12 protein-coding genes are annotated in these 14328 nt (G+C 66.8%); 3 read left to right on the top strand and 9 right to left on the bottom strand.

What is annotated here, in order from left to right:
* Positions 1-85 precede the first annotated feature (85 nt).
* The 6 genes from FHX68_RS05335 to FHX68_RS05355 all read right to left on the bottom strand — a co-directional run bounded on the left by FHX68_RS05335 (position 86) and on the right by FHX68_RS05355 (position 8325).
* Positions 86-1417, bottom strand: a complete 1332-nt coding sequence (locus tag FHX68_RS05335; RefSeq protein WP_308424089.1) for an ISL3 family transposase — start codon at positions 1415-1417, stop codon at positions 86-88.
* Between the two features lie 60 nt (positions 1418-1477).
* Positions 1478-1639, bottom strand: a complete 162-nt coding sequence (locus FHX68_RS15160; protein ID WP_170219046.1) for a hypothetical protein — start codon at positions 1637-1639, stop codon at positions 1478-1480.
* A 93-nt stretch (positions 1640-1732) separates the two neighbouring features.
* Positions 1733-3034 carry an ISL3 family transposase gene (locus FHX68_RS05340; protein ID WP_141920072.1) on the bottom strand — a complete coding sequence of 434 codons (1302 nt, stop codon included), beginning with the start codon at positions 3032-3034 and terminating at the stop codon, positions 1733-1735.
* Between the two features lie 96 nt (positions 3035-3130).
* Positions 3131-5734, bottom strand: a complete 2604-nt coding sequence (locus FHX68_RS05345; RefSeq protein WP_229661658.1) for a hypothetical protein — start codon at positions 5732-5734, stop codon at positions 3131-3133.
* A gap of 41 nt (positions 5735-5775) precedes the next feature.
* Positions 5776-6333 carry a hypothetical protein gene (locus FHX68_RS05350; protein WP_141381565.1) on the bottom strand — a complete coding sequence of 186 codons (558 nt, stop codon included), beginning with the start codon at positions 6331-6333 and terminating at the stop codon, positions 5776-5778.
* 192 nt (positions 6334-6525) lie between these two features.
* The gene (locus FHX68_RS05355) at positions 6526-8325 is read right to left on the bottom strand and encodes a type IV secretory system conjugative DNA transfer family protein (protein ID WP_141381566.1); all 1800 of its coding nucleotides are present in this window, start codon (positions 8323-8325) and stop codon (positions 6526-6528) included.
* A 144-nt stretch (positions 8326-8469) separates the two neighbouring features.
* On the opposite strand from FHX68_RS05355, the gene FHX68_RS05360 reads away from it, so the two are divergent.
* Both FHX68_RS05360 and FHX68_RS15165 read left to right on the top strand, forming a co-directional pair.
* On the top strand, positions 8470-9987 hold the full coding sequence (locus FHX68_RS05360; RefSeq protein ID WP_141920074.1) for an IS1634 family transposase: 1518 nt from the start codon (positions 8470-8472) through the stop codon (positions 9985-9987).
* Between the two features lie 66 nt (positions 9988-10053).
* Positions 10054-10530 carry a hypothetical protein gene (locus FHX68_RS15165; protein WP_170219047.1) on the top strand — a complete coding sequence of 159 codons (477 nt, stop codon included), beginning with the start codon at positions 10054-10056 and terminating at the stop codon, positions 10528-10530.
* A gap of 26 nt (positions 10531-10556) precedes the next feature.
* Here the strand turns inward: FHX68_RS15165 and FHX68_RS05370 are convergent, their stop codons facing one another.
* Positions 10557-11531 carry an IS481 family transposase gene (locus tag FHX68_RS05370; RefSeq protein WP_141920076.1) on the bottom strand — a complete coding sequence of 325 codons (975 nt, stop codon included), beginning with the start codon at positions 11529-11531 and terminating at the stop codon, positions 10557-10559.
* 140 nt (positions 11532-11671) lie between these two features.
* Here FHX68_RS05370 and FHX68_RS05375 point away from each other — a divergent pair, with 140 nt between their 5' ends.
* Positions 11672-12616: a hypothetical protein gene (locus tag FHX68_RS05375; RefSeq protein WP_141381656.1), complete on the top strand. Its 945-nt coding sequence runs from the start codon at positions 11672-11674 to the stop codon at positions 12614-12616.
* Between the two features lie 74 nt (positions 12617-12690).
* On the opposite strand, the gene FHX68_RS05380 is transcribed toward FHX68_RS05375, so the two are convergent.
* Positions 12691-13868, bottom strand: a protein-coding gene (locus FHX68_RS05380) for an IS3 family transposase (RefSeq protein WP_141920053.1) whose coding sequence is annotated in 2 segments (ribosomal slippage) — positions 12691-13610 and positions 13610-13868 — 1179 coding nt in all. Because the reading frame shifts where the segments join, the coding sequence is not laid out codon by codon here.
* Positions 13840-14310, bottom strand: a complete 471-nt coding sequence (locus FHX68_RS05385; RefSeq protein ID WP_141920078.1) for a hypothetical protein — start codon at positions 14308-14310, stop codon at positions 13840-13842. The genes FHX68_RS05380 and FHX68_RS05385 overlap by 29 nt, the downstream gene beginning before the upstream one ends.
* Positions 14311-14328 lie beyond the last annotated feature (18 nt).

Raw genomic sequence — 14328 nt, forward strand, 5'->3', positions numbered from 1 at the left:
CAACCAAAGGCTCAGCATTCCCGATGAACAGACTGACGAACAGATTCTCGACCGTTTCGCGGGTAGGTAACGGGCTCTTCGGACTTTAGGTGGGGGTGGTGGGGTCGAGGCCGCCGGCGATGAGGAGCATGCGGAGGCGGTAGTTGTGCCGGTTGCGATAGCCGCGGGCGAGGCGCCGGTGCAGCTCGATGATTCCGTTGATCGCCTCGGTGCCGCCGTTGTTCGCGCGCCCGGTCGCGAAATACGCGAGGAACGCTGACCGCCACCGGCGCAGGGTGCGACCGAGGCGGGCGATCTCCGGGATCGGGCAGGTGTGGAATGTCTCGGCGACTCGCTCCGCGATTCGGCGGCCCTCGGCGAGATCCTTCGCGTGGTAGGCGGATCGCAGTTGCTGCGCGCACTGCCACGCAACGAACACCTCGTCGTGCGCAGGATCTGCCTCGATCGCCGCGGCCAGCCTAACTCGCTGCTCGTCGGTGAGGTTCTCCGCTCCGGCGCGCAGGATGGTCTGGATCCCGTAGAGCGGCTCTCCCTTGCGTCCGCGGTGGCCGAGCGTGTCGTGTTGCACTCTGCGGCGGACCTCGTCGACCGCGGCGGTGCCGAGTTTCACGACATGGAACGCGTCGAGCACCGCGACAGCGTCTTCCAGCTTGTCGTTGATCGCGGTCTTGTATCCGGCGAAGGGATCCAACGCCGCCACCTCCACGTTTTTCCGGAACGCGTCGCCGCGCTCACCGAGCCAAGTCGCGTAGGCCTTCCCGGACCGGCCGGGTACGAGATCCAGTAGCCGCGCACGCACCCGGCCGTGCTCGTCGCGGGTGAGGTCGACCATCCCCGTCAGTTCCTTCGGACCGCGCTTGCGTGGATCGACGTGATGCCAGACATGCTCGTCGACACCGAGCGTCGTGACGCCATCGAACCGGGATTCGTCCGCGGCGAGGCGCACGAGTTCGGGCTCGACGGCGCGCCACACGGTCTTCCACGATGTTCCGAGCTGACGGGCGAGCCCAGCGATGGTCGCGTGCTCGCCTCGTAGCTGTCCGATAGCCCAGGCGATAGTGCGCTTCGTGATCGACCCCCGGTGAGCGACCAGCGACGGGATCTGCTCGACGAAGGTCTTTCGCGCACAGTCTGCATCGTCGCACCGGAAGACGCGCTGCCGCCACACGATCCGAACCCGCGCGACACCGGGCACGTCGTTCAGCACTCGACGGCGGCGCCCACGACCGACGGCGACGACCCCGCACGACGGGCACCCGGTGGGCGCCGCGGGACTCGATACCCTCACCACCAGCAGCCCGTCGCGGCGGTCGACGTGCTCAACATGGACGCCGTCAAGGCCAAACAACAGATCGCAACGCGGGCACGGACAAGTGGCAGGGCGCGAATCAGCGCACCCCGAAGTAGGGTGAAGCACGTCGAGGTCCTCGGTCGGAATCAGGGAGTTAGCGCTTCTGATCCTCCAGGGCCTCGACCCCTACCCGCCGACCATCACCCGGCGCGCCTCACCCCCACCGAATGTCCGAAGAGCCCGTTTGACGGTCATCGCGTCATCACCTTCGGCCTGGTCGACGACGCGTTTGAGCTCGTTGATCTGCCCCTGGATGTAGGCCTGCTGCGTCTCCTGCCGCAGCGGCACCTTCGTGAACGCGGCCTGCGTCAGCAGAATCCCATCCCAATCGTTCGCCGCCGCACGCGCGACGAACTGCCGTCTTTTCTCGGCTCTTCGGAATCAAGGGTGTAGCGAGGGTCTGAAACCTCCGGCCTCGAGCAGGCTCCTGGCTGTGTAGTTCGCGAGGTTGCGGAAGCCGAGCGCGGAGCCGCGGAGATGCTCGAGTCGGCCGTTGATCGCCTCTGTCGGACCGTTGCTCGTGCCGGGCAGGTCGAAGAACGCGAGGACGTCCGCGGCGCGCTGCTTCAACGTCCGACCGAGCCGGCGAATCTCGGCCAGCATCGCGGGGACGCCACTGCTGACGGAATCGATCACCGACCGCATCATCTCCTTCGCCTTCTTCTTGTCGGGTTCGCGGTAGGCGGCGACGATGCGCTGGTAGATGCCCCAGGTCGCTTCGACCTCGACGTGCTCCTCGACCGCGAACACCGCGTCCAGCCGTGCAGTCTGCTTCTCGGTGAGGAAGCTCACGCCGGTGTGGAGGGTGCGGCGGACCCCGTAGAGCGGGTCCCCGGCGTGACCGCGGTGCCCGAGAGTGTCCTGCTGAACCCTCTGCCGGGTCCGGTCCAGGGCGTCACCGGCGAGCCGGACGACATGGAACGGATCCATCACCGGGACCGCGTCGGGGAGTTCCTCGGACGCGGCGGTCTTGAACCCACTGAACCCATCCATCGCGACCACTTCGATCTGCTTCGACCACTCCTTGGGCCGGGCGGCGAGCCACTGCTTGAACACCGCCTTCGACCGACCCTCGACCATCTCCAGCAGCCGTGCGGGACCTGTCTTGTTGCGGGCGGGCGTGAGGTCGATGATCACGGTCACGTACTTGTCACCGAACCGTGCGTGACGCCAGACGTGCTCGTCGACGCCGATCGTGGTGACGCCGTCGAACCTGGCCGGATCGTCGATCAGCCGCCGCTTGCCCTCGGCGAGGATCGCGGTGTTCGCGGTGTGCCACGACACCCCCAGGCCTGCCGCGGCGCGGGAGACGGTGAGGTGGTCGACCACGATCGCCTTCAGCGCCCACCCGACCCCGCCGCGGGAGATCTTCGCCCGCGGCGCCGCCGCGTTCGTCGTGTCCTGCCGCCAGGTGCGGCGGCAGTGGCCGCACCGGTAGCGGCGTACCCGCACCAGCAGCGTCGTGGGCCGGTGACCGAACGGCTCGTGCGCGAGCGGACGCGTCACGGTGTCGCGCGGCACGCCCTCGGCGCCACACTTCCGACACCACGGGTCATCGTCAACGACGCGGCACTCGAGTACCGCCCGGTCGGGCTCGATCAACTGGCCGATGGCTTCGAGGCCGAGCTCATCGAGACGGCAGAACGTGGTGAGGTCAGGGGTCGCGAACGTAGGGTGGCGCAAGTCGAGGTCTTCCGGCAGATGGGCAGTGTGAGAACTTCCATCCTGGAAGACCTCGACGTCTATCCGCGAACCAGCCGCCGACCCTCGACTACACCCTCAACTGCGAAGAGCCCTTTTCTCGGCACTGATGTCCTTGCTGGAGGCGGCGAGGATCCTGGCCTGCGGATAGATTTGCAGCCACTCTCTGCTGAACTGCTCCAACATATGATTCGGGATGACAATCAAGGGCTTGCTGACGAGACCCATGCGTCGCATCTCCATCACGCCCATGATCGCTTCAGCCGTTTTCCCGGCCCCGACCTCGTGGAATAATCCGGCGGCGGGTTCGGCGATCATGCGGGCAACTGCGGCGCGTTGATGCGGTCGCGGGGTGAACGTCTCGGCGAGACCCGGGAGTGACAGATAGTCGCCGGCGGCACTGTAGTCGCGTAGGACGAGGTTGTTGAACCGTTGGTTGTACTCGTCGACGAGTTCCTGGGCGCGTTCGGGGTTCTCCCACACCCACTCGGAGAACCGTTCCTGGAGCGCCTCCGCCTTTTCTTGTGCCGCGGCCGTCTCGGTGGGGTTGACGACCATTTGCGGTTTGCCGTCCACGCCGTCGATCTCGTCTTTGACGAGGATCGGCCGCTGCTCCATGATCGCCTGGACAAGGTCCGGTGCCGGACGGCGTTCGGTGCCCCACTCGCTGGTCGCCTGCAGGCCCTGACGACCGCCGCGCACTTCCCACATTCCCGGAATCGGGTTCTCGACTCTGACCTGGGTGGTGCGCAGGATCTCGTTGAGGAACTGCTCGTGGATCTCCGCGCTGATCCACACCGCGCCGATGCGGGCGCCGATCTCCTCGACGCCGAGGTCCCGCGGCTGCACCTCGGCCAACGCGTCGACGTTGGCTTGGAAGGCCGGGTCGTCGGCCGCGCGTTCCTTCGCCTGGGCGAGCTTGGCGCGGACGTCTCCGGAGAGGTATTCGGGGGCGTGGACGAGGGTGCCGGTGGCAGGGTCCGTGTAGGCGAGCCCGGTCAGCGCCTCGCGGGCCTCGGTCTCGTCCATGCCGAGCATGTCCGCGATCAGCGGGAGATCGATCCCGCCGGTGCGATCCAGACTCACCGCCACCGCGTCTGCCGGGGTATCGACGCCTTGGACCTCGGTGCGCGGGGCGACGACGCGGCGGGTCATGATCGTCGCCGGGGTTGCCGTCTGCTCAGCGTCGTCGAACTCTTCGAGGGCGAGGACGAGCGCCCCGAACGGGTCCGAGCGCAATAGCCGGATCGGAGTGGGCACGATGCGGGCGTAGGTCTCCTCACCGGACTCGTTCGTCCGGCCGGTGCGCCGCCAGGAGTACCGGTTCAACGGCCCGTACTTCCCGACATACTTCTGGTAGTCGCGACGCAGCCCCTCCCTGGTCGTGGCGATCTCGTCGGTGTCCTCGACGGTCGCTGCCTCCAGCTCCAGCAGCCGGTTGGCCGCGTCGCGCAGTCCGAGCAGCGCCCGCATCTCCGCGTACGCGTTCTTCGGCACCTTCAGGGGCTCGATGCTGCTGCCATTGACGGTGCCGAAACCGCCGCCGTCGGTGGCAACGATCGCCCCATCCCACTGCTCCGTCGCTGTGCCGGTGGCAGCGGCCGGTCGTTCCGGGGCGGTGCCGGTGCGTTCGGTCAGCACCATGCCGGAACGGCGGGCGGTGAACGTGATCGACTCCAGCGCGGCGCGCAGTTCGTCGGCGACTCGATCCGGGTCGCCTGCAACGGTCAGGGTCTCCGACCCGTACATGCCGTGCCCGACCGACAGCTCGCCCAGGACATACTCCGGGTGCTGATCGAAGTAGCGGTTGATCCTGATCGGCTCGGTGCCGTCGAGCGAGACAGGGGTGACGGTCTCCCACAGGTCATCGGCGGGCGGCTGACCGTCCTCGCGGCGCCGGAAAATCAGCAGATCAGTGATCGCCTCGGTTCCCGCCGTCCGCCGGTGGGCTCCGGAGGGCAGGCGGACGGCACCGACGAGATCGGCCAGCAGGTTCATCTCCCGCCGAGCTCCGGGGTTCTGGGCGTCCATCGTGTAGTGCGAGGAGAGCACGGCGACCAGCCCGCCCGGCCGCGTCAACCGCAGGGACTTGAGAATGAAATGGTTGTGGATCGAGTGCCCGCCCGGGTTATGCACCGGATCGTAGAGGGTCACTTTCCCGAACGGCACATTGCCGATGGCCGCGTCGAACATGCCCTCGGGCAGTCGGGTGTCAGCGAAGCTCTCGGCCCGGATGCTCGCATCGGGATACAGGGCCTGGCTGATCGCGGCGGTGATCGGGTCGAGTTCGACCCCGGTCATCCGGGCGGTCTCGGGGGCGAGCCCGATGACCGTCCCGGACCCGGAGCCGGGTTCGAGGATCTCCCCGCCGGTCAGGCCCAGTGACCGCAGTGCCCGCCACATTTCCGCCGCGATGAGGGGGTCGGTGTAATGGGCGTTGATCGTTGTCCGCTCCGCTGCGGCCCATTCGTCCGCGCTGAGCAGGCCCTGAAGCTCGGCACGCTCCTGCGCCCGGGCGTCGTTGCGGGGGTCGAACACGTCCGGTACCGCGCCCCAGCTGGACCATCCGGCCAGCACACGCTGCTCATCGGCGGTGGCGGGACGCTGTTCGGCTGCGAGTGCGCGGGCGAGGGTGAGCGCGTCGATGTTCGCGCGGAACCGGGCACGCGCCCCGGAGGGCACACGATGGGCGGTCGGGTCGAACCGCGGTCCTGGCTCGGGGGTTAACGCACTTCGCGCAGGAACCGCACGTTCGCGGCCTCCGCCAGGATCTCCTGATGCTCGTTCGCGTACTGGCGCGGAATCTCCGCGCTCGTCAGACCCTCCAGGAACCAGGTCGGCACGGCCCAGTCCTTGGCCTTCTGTTCGAGATCCACCGTCGCCGGCATTAGGTCCGGGGCGTCCTGAATCCGCTCCGCCCAGCTGATCAGGTTCTCGTCGGAGGCTCTGGTCTCCTCCCACTCCTGCCGGGCTTCGTCCAGGGGCAGGCTCGGGTCGTGGATCCAGACCAGTTCGTCCATCACGACCTCCTCGGCGACCCGTCGCGCCGTCATCCGGCGCGCCACCTCCGGCAGATACCTGCTCCCAGTCTCTCGCGAAGAGGCCGCCATCGCCAGCGACAGGTCCGAGTTCGCCTCCAGCTGCCGGGCCAGGTCGCTGATCTGTCCGCTGATCTCCAGACCCAGGTCGCTGAAGAACGTCTCCGGATCGTCCATCTGCTCGACCCGTTGCGGGGCGTAGCGCCTCCAGTGCTCCAGGGCCTTCTTCCCGTACTGGTTCATTCTTCTCCTCCACGCTTTCGATCAGTTCGTGCGGCTCCGGGCCGGTGAGGTTCTCCTCGACCCGGGCGTCGGCATCGGCATTGGCGAGACCCCACAGGTCGAACTCGAGCTGGCCGGGCGGAGGCGTCGTGCGCCGGCGTCGCGCCATAGTGGTCTCCTTCGCTCATCTGCGTCACACCGTGCAGGTGCGGATCACTCGCCTCCGCCACTGCCCTCGCCCTGTTCGAGCACCTCTTCGAGATCGGCCCGGTCGGCCTGCAGGCGTGCCACGTCGGCGCGGGACGGCCAGGGGCGCAGGTCGGTGATGATCGGGGGTGCCGAGCGCAGCAGCGTCACGCCCGTGCCGAAGGGCAGCCGACGGATCTGGTCAGGTGGGAGGATCGGAATCCGCCGCACCGAACGCTGATTGCTGCGCGCACCGTGGTCGCCGAGGGTCACGCTGTCGGTGTACTCGTCGCGTTCCCCGATGAGGCTGCTGAGATCCTGAAGGTCTCTGCTGTTGGAGGCCCCGCCGAGGATGATCTTGGTGATCGCGGCATCCCAAATGGCGTTCGCCTGGTTCTCATTCCACCGGTCACAGGCCTGCGCGAGGCTCTGCAAGACCGGCATCGTCGTGATGCCGGTGCCGCCGCCTTCTGCCATCAGAATGGGCAGGCTCGGCAGCGGGCTGAGGTTCGCGATCTCATCCAGAGCCAGCAGCAGCGGCGGGTCCAGCCGTGCCCCCGGCGAACGGGCTGCCAGACGGCGGGCAGTCTCGATGAGGTCCTCTACGAATGCCGCCACGAGCGCTGCCGAGGCTCCCGCCCCGGCACCGGTGGCCAGCAAGAACAGGGTGCCCTTGTTCCGGATGAATTTCTCCGGGTCGAAGTCCTCTCCGGGGCCGGGGCTGACGGCATCGAGGACACGCGGATCGGCCAGGGCGCCCAGCGACAGGCTCACACCCTGCCAGATGCTGTCGCGGGTTCGGGGGTCCGCGTCGATCATCGATTCCAGCGATTCCGCCCACCCCTCGGCGGCTTCGGAACTGTTGTTGAGGATCGCGACGGCCTCACTGGCGGCCGTCGGGTCCAACGTCCACCGGAACAGCTCGGATGCGGGCCGGTCATCCAGCGCTGCCGCGTGCAGGAGCGCTTGGAGCGTCGAGCGCGTTTTGCCTTCCCAGAATCCGCCGCCTTCGACGCCGCCGGCCGAGAGCCCCGTCGCCGAGGCCAGGCCGGTGGCGCGGATCATCGCCGTCAACGGTGATTGGCAGCCGCGAATCGGCGACCAGCGCAGGCCCGCGGGCAAGCCTTCAGCGAGATGCTGCGGATCGAACACGGCCACGGGTCCACCTCGCTGGCGGGCACGCAGCGTGGCGGTCAGGTTGTCCGGCCTTGTGCTCGTTGCCACCGCCGCGCCGGGAGCATCGAGGATCGCATTGATGACTAGGTGCAAGCCTTTGCCCGAGCGGGGTGGTCCGAGAACGAGGATCGAGTCCTCCACGCTCGCCCACACTTCTTGGCCCCGTGAGGTGCCCAGCCGATAGCCGACATCGGCGGCCGTCGGAGAATCCAGCGAAGGGCACAGGTTCCCCGCCCGGCGCATCAGCGCCTTCGTCGATACGGCATCGGCGATGTCTTGTCGTGTGGCGACTCCGGCGAGGCGGCGAGGGTCCGCCGCGATGCGGTGGCCGCGACGGCGCACCAGGGTCCACACCCACGCGACCGCTGCGGCCAGTCCGGCCAGGAGCACCACAGACACGATCCAGAACCCGATCGGGTTGAGGTTGTCGGCCTCGAGCACCCCGGCGGGATCGGCGGGCCGGAACAGCACCAGAATGCCTGCTGCCGGCCCGGCGCCGGGCTGCGGGGTTCCGGTGAGGAACGCCGTGATCGACCCGGCCACACGCAGGATGATCGCCAGGGCGAACAGGCTCACGAGTCCGATCATCGCGACGTTGGTCAGCTCGTCGCCGAACGACCCGGTCTGCCGGCCCTGCTGCGGCATGCTCATCACAGGCTCCGCGCCGTGATCGTGCCCGACCTGGATCGTGTCACCGTCGGGTGATTTCGCGGGTTGAGGATCGTTGAGGCTTGATTTTCCGGGGGTGCTGGTGCCTCGTGCGGGGCACTAATGGCGTCGATCTAGACTCGCTCGGTGGGGTGGTTCGTGCGGAAGGTGCGCACCGCGTCGGGTGCGACGGCGGCGCAGATCGCGTCGAAGACCCGTGGTGTGCGGACGATCGTGGAGCACCTCGGCTCCGCGCACGACGATGAGCAGCTCGCGGTGCTGGTCGCGATCGCGCGGGAGCGGATCGCGGAGCTGGCCGGGCATGTCCCGTTCGATCTGGACGGGCTGGGCGCGACGCCGCCGGCCACGACCGCGCCGACGGTGACCGGGTCGAGGTCCAGGTTGTTGTGGGATGTCCTCGAGGACGCCTACGCCCGTCTCGGGTTCGACGCGGTCGGCAACGACACATTCAAGAAGCTGGTCCTGGCCCGCGTCGTCGAGCCGACCAGCAAGGCGGACACGCTGCGGGTGTGGGACGAGCTCGGTGTCCCGGGTGCGCCGTCGCTGTCGACCGTGTGGCGGACCCTCGCCCGCAGCGTTGAGCAGGACTGGCGGTCGAAGATCGCCGCCGCAGCCTACGCGCATGCGACCCGATCTGGCCCGCTCACCGTCGTGCTCTACGACGTCACCACCCTCTACTTCGAGGCGGAGCGTGAAGACAAGCTCCGCAAGGTCGGGATGAGCAAAGAGCGCCGCGTCGACCCGCAGATCCTCGTCGGCCTCCTCGTGGACCAGGGCGGGTTCCCCCTCGAAGTCCACGAGTTCGCGGGCAACAGGGGCGAGACCCTCACCCTGCTGCCCGTCCTCGACCAGTTCCGCGAACGTCACTCCGCGACCGAGGTCGTGGTCGTCGCGGACGCCGGCATGCTGTCCGCAGCGAACCTGAACCGGCTGGAGGACGCCGGGTTCGGTTTCATCGTCGGCTCCCGCACCTCCTCCGCGCCATACGATCTCGCCGAGCACTACGCGACCGTCGGGAACATCGTCACCGATGGGGAGACGGTCGAGACCACCCGAACCATGGGTGCGGGTGTGAACGCGCGGGAGCGGCAAGTGGTGTGGCAGTACTCCCACAAGCGGAAGATCCGCGACAACATCACGTTGAACAAGCAGATCGAACGCGCCGAGCAGATCGCTGCCGGCACCCGCCCGGCGAAGAAGGACCGGTTCGTCACCCTCGGCACGGGGCCCGGCGTGAACTGGGCAAGAGTCGAGAAGGCCCGCGAATACATCGGCCTCAAGGGGTACGTCACCAACCTCAGCACCGCGACGGCTTCCGCTGCAGAGATCGTGGCGGCCTACCATGACCTGTTCCAGGTCGAGGCGACGTTCCGGATGGCGAAGACCGACCTGCGGGCGAGGCCGATGTTCGCGTCGACCGCGGACTCGATCCACGCGCACCTCACCGTCGTGTTCTGCGCTCTCGCGATCAGCCGGCACCTCTACAAGACCACCGGCGTGACGGTCCGCCGTATCGTCCGCGCGCTGCGCCCGCTGCGTGACGTCACGATCACCATCGACGGACACGAACTCACCGCGACCACCCCGCCAACGGGGGAAGCCGCCGACATCATCGCCGCACTCCGGCCGGGCGTGGGGCACTAATCTGACACGATCCAGGCCCGACGCCCGGCCGAAGAACAGCACCTCGTCCGCGGCGAGCGCGGCGATGTGGGCGGGGTCGAGCAGAACGCGCGCATCCCCGGACGGGGTGGCATCGGTGTGCCCGGACACGAGCGCGACGGCGATGTCCTCGCCCGGGAGGAAGCCGACGCCGGTGACCCGGACCTCCACTGGTGCCACGACGTTCGAGGCAGGCTCTTCTGCATGCTCTGGTTCCGGTGCAGGCTCAGCAGTTTCGGGCTCGGGCGTGCGTCGGATGATCGCGGGAATGATGTCCGTGAAGGAGGTGCCGTCCGTCTCGTGCACCGTGACTCGGATCGGAACGGCCCGGTCGTGACTGGCGGTGTCGATGATCTGCACGAAGTCTCCGCGCCGCCAGGCTCCGGAAACTGGCGGAGGAGCCAGAGGTGCGTGGTCGACGGAGACGGAGACGGTGCCGTCGTCACGCACGTCGAGCACGACTTGCACCATGGACACGGGCGGATGATCAGCAGGAGGTTTCTTCATGCCACGAGGTACGCGTGACGGGCACGAGTGCTTGCGGTCAGCGCTTAGCTGTACTGACCTCGACCGTTGTTGATTCGGTCGATGGGGGTTCTGCCTCCGATGCCGAGGTGGTGCCTGTCTAGGTTGTAGTAGTCGAGCCAGGTCGTCAACCCTGCTTTTCGGTCGTCGTTCGAGCTCCAGGGGCGGGCGTAGGCCCACTCGGTGGCGAGGGTGCGGTTGAGGCGTTCGACTTTCCCGTTGGTCCAGGGGCAGTGCGGTTTGATGAACCGCTGTCGGATGCCGTGCGCGTCGACCACGGCCTTGAACGCGGCCGAGTGGCGGTAAGCGAACGCGTTGTCGCTGATGACGCGTTCGACCTTGACGCCGAGGCGCGCGTAGAACGCGATCGCCCGCTCGAGCACACCCGCGGCGGTGATGCCTTTCTCGTCGTCGTGGATCTCCGCGTAAGCAACTCGGGAATGGTCGTCGATGACGGTGTGCACGTAGTCGTAACCCAGGCCCCGCTTGCGCGCAGGACGTTGCCCGCGGCCATGCAGACGCCATCCGCCGCCGTCGGGGATACGGCCGAGTTTCTTCACATCAACGTGGATCAGGGACCCGGGATGATCATGCTCGTAACGCTGCGCGGATCGGCGGGTCGCGCGGATCACGGACCCCGTGACCGGGTCCAGCTCCCGCAGCAACGGCACGTGGTGGCGGCGCAACACCCTACCGACCGTTGAGGCCTGCAAGCCGAGCTTGTCAGCGATGAACACCGGCCCACGCCGAGTGAGGTGCCGCATGATCCGCACCCTCGCCTCCACGCACGCTTTGGTCTGGCGAGGGTGGGAGCGGGCGACGCTGGAACGATCGATCAGGCCCGCCGGGCCGCACTCCCGGAACCTGCGCCACCACCGCCACGCGGTCGTGCGGGAGATCCCCATTTCCGCGGCAACATGCGCGACCGCACGCCCCGACTGGATGCGCTGAACCATGATCAACCGGCCGGCCGGAGTCAGCCGGGCATTAGCGTGAGACAAGAGAGACCTCCGTGCGTTTGAGCTGAAGAACTTAGACAGCTCCAACTCGACCCCGGAGGTCTCTCCTACGTCAACAACGATCTGGGTCAGTACACTTAGCGCCAGACCAACGAGCGTTCGGAACGGGTTAGGGTCGACCCATGCTTATCGTTCGAGTTCCACCTTGGGCGGCGACGGGGCAGTCATTCACAGTGCCGGTCGATGCCGACCCAAGCATGCCCAGAACCGCGACACAGCCGACCCCGGATTTGGATGTCACCGGGATCGACATCGCACGAGCGGCAGTTTTCTCGGGACGACCTTGGCATCTATTGCACCAGCCACATCACGGCAGCAATGCCGAGTTCGCGCAGTGGCGGGTTACGTCATGCCTGCGATTGATCGAACCGAACGGATCGAGCCTGCGTCGTCCGGCAATCTTTCATTCTGAGGTTGATGCAACTGAGAAAGGGCACTTGAACTTCGCGCTGGGCGGTGCGATGACAAAGGCGTATCTCGAGGCCAAGCTGGGAATCTTTTGGCTTGCTCACTATTCGCTGGTGAAGAAGTCACCTCGGTACAGGGTGTTGCGCCGCGTGCCAGGGTTTAGCGAGCCGGACTATATCGGCATGGACTCCCAGTACCGTTTCTTCGCTGCCGAAGCCAAAGGACGCGTCTCCCTTGATGCGGCGACCAAGAAGAGTCTCAACTGCAAGAAGCAAACCGGGATAGTGAACTCTGTCAACGGACAGATAATTCTCCAACGTTATGGCGTCGCTGCCATCACGGGCGGTTCGCACATTCAGTTGTATGCGACCGACCCTGAAGTGGAGATTGAGCTACCCAAGCCGAGTGAATGGTTGGCCTCATTCTACGAGTACGTGCGGGCGGTTTGCGGGCCTGAAGGTGAGGTATCGGAGGCGGAGAACACTCCCGAAAGCTGGACTCAGGTATCCTTCGATCTGCCCGAACAGGTTTCCCAGTGGGTAAGCGAGGGGGCAGATCCAGCCGAGTGGGAGGGCCTCGCGAGTCGTACCCGCGAAGCCTACAGGGAGAGCATTGTTCTTCCCGATCTGACCGTGATGTCCGTTTCCTCGCAATCGTGACAAGCTAGAGCGGCCGACGTTGAAAAACGGCATGTGGGCTGTGTCAAGCTTCGTAGACGATCTCTTTGTGGATTTCAGGCCGCGGTTGCGGTCTGGGCGTAGTAGGCGGCCCGGGTCTCGGCGGGGGTGCGGTAGCCGAGGGTGGAGTGCAGCCGGCGGCGGTTGTAGAACACCTCTATGTACTGCATCACGGCGAATCTCGCTCGCCGCCGGGTCGCGAAGGACTGCCGGTAGTACATCTCGTTCTTGAGCATCGAGAACCACGATTCGGCGACCGAGTTGTCCCAGCACACCCCGGTCCTTCCCACCGACAACCGCACCCCGAAACGGCCCGCGAGCTTGGCGTACTCGTCAGAGGTGTACTGGCTTCCGCGGTCCGAGTGGAACAGAGCGCCCGACTCGATGCGCCCGTGGGTATGGGCCATCGTGAGGGCGTCGCCGATCAGCTCGGTGCGCATGTGCTCAGCCATCGACCAGCCCACGACCTCACGGTTGAACAGGTCGATCACCGTCGCCAGATACAGCCACCCTTCCCCGGTGCGCAGGTAGGTGATGTCGCCGACGAAGCGGACCCCGGGCCGGTCGGCGGTGAAGTCCCGCTTGAGCAGATCGGGGCGGGTCACCACGTCGTCGGCGGGGATCGTGGTGCGCTTCTTGGAGCGGGGCTGGATCCCGAAGATCCCCGCCTCCCGCATGATCTTGCGGACCAGACCCTCCGACGCGGCGATCCCGCGGCGAGACAATTCGGCGAGCACCCGCCGGAACCCGTTCACCCCGTGCGAGTCGTCGTGGATCTGCGTGATCACACCAGACAGCCACACCCTCCGCGCCGTGGTCGGCGGGATCGTGTCCCGCCGCTTCGCCCACGCGTAGTAGCCGGCGCGTGAGACGCTGAGCAGGCGCGCCATCAGCTCGATCGTGAAGGTGGCCTTCTCCGCGTGCATCAGCGTGAACTTCTCGCTCACCGCTGCTCCTTCGCGAAGAAGGCCGCGGCTTTTTTCAAGAACGCGTTCTCCTCCGCGAGCCGCCGGTTCTCCGCTTCCAACCGTGCGATCCGCGCGGCCTCCACCGGTGGCGGCGCCGTCTCCGGGTCGGGGTGCTGGGCCCGATACGCCTTCACCCAGTACCCGAGCGAGCTCTCGTTGATCTCCAACTCCCGCGCGACCTGCGCGATCGGGCGGCCGCCCTGCACGACGAGCTGGACCGCGTCGGCCTTGAACTCCTCAGTGAACTTCCTGCGATTCGTAGACATCTCTGCCTGTCGTTCCTTCCTGGTAACGACCGTCTACAAGAAGTGTCACACCCCAATGTGAGTTTCGAACAGGGGCTCGGAACTGCTCTCTTTGCGCGGCGCGGTTCTGCACGCGTCGCGCCCATTGCTCGGCCTCGGTGAGCAGGGTCTGGACGTCCTTCGAGCGGGTCTCGCCTTCACGTTCGACACCCCAGATGTAGGCGCCGTTCTGGTCGCGCACTTCGCGTTCGGCCACCCACGTCCACGAGGTCGGTACCCGCTCATCATCCGACCAGTCGGTGCCGGTGTACTGCTCTTCGATCGCGAACCGCGAGCGCGTGTTGTCTACCGGGTAGAACACGAAATGCCCGGCTCCGAACGTCACGGGGTCTTCGTAGTTGAACTGTACGGCGCTGCCGTACTTCTGGGCGATCCGATTGAGCCCGTCGTCGAGCTTGAGCATCGCCTCCGTGAGCCTCTC

The organism is Microbacterium lacticum (assembly GCF_006716815.1).
GTDB classification, from domain to species: domain Bacteria; phylum Actinomycetota; class Actinomycetes; order Actinomycetales; family Microbacteriaceae; genus Microbacterium; species Microbacterium lacticum.

Excerpts from the sequence above, each read along its gene's own strand:
- FHX68_RS05350 (WP_141381565.1), bottom strand. The coding sequence starts at position 6,333 with ATGAACCAGTACGGGAAGAAGGCCCTGGAGCACTGGAGGCGCTACGCC.
- FHX68_RS05355 (WP_141381566.1), bottom strand. The coding sequence starts at position 8,325 with ATGAGCATGCCGCAGCAGGGCCGGCAGACCGGGTCGTTCGGCGACGAG.
- FHX68_RS05375 (WP_141381656.1), top strand. The coding sequence starts at position 11,672 with ATGCTTATCGTTCGAGTTCCACCTTGGGCGGCGACGGGGCAGTCATTC.
- FHX68_RS05385 (WP_141920078.1), bottom strand. The coding sequence starts at position 14,310 with ATGCTCAAGCTCGACGACGGGCTCAATCGGATCGCCCAGAAGTACGGC.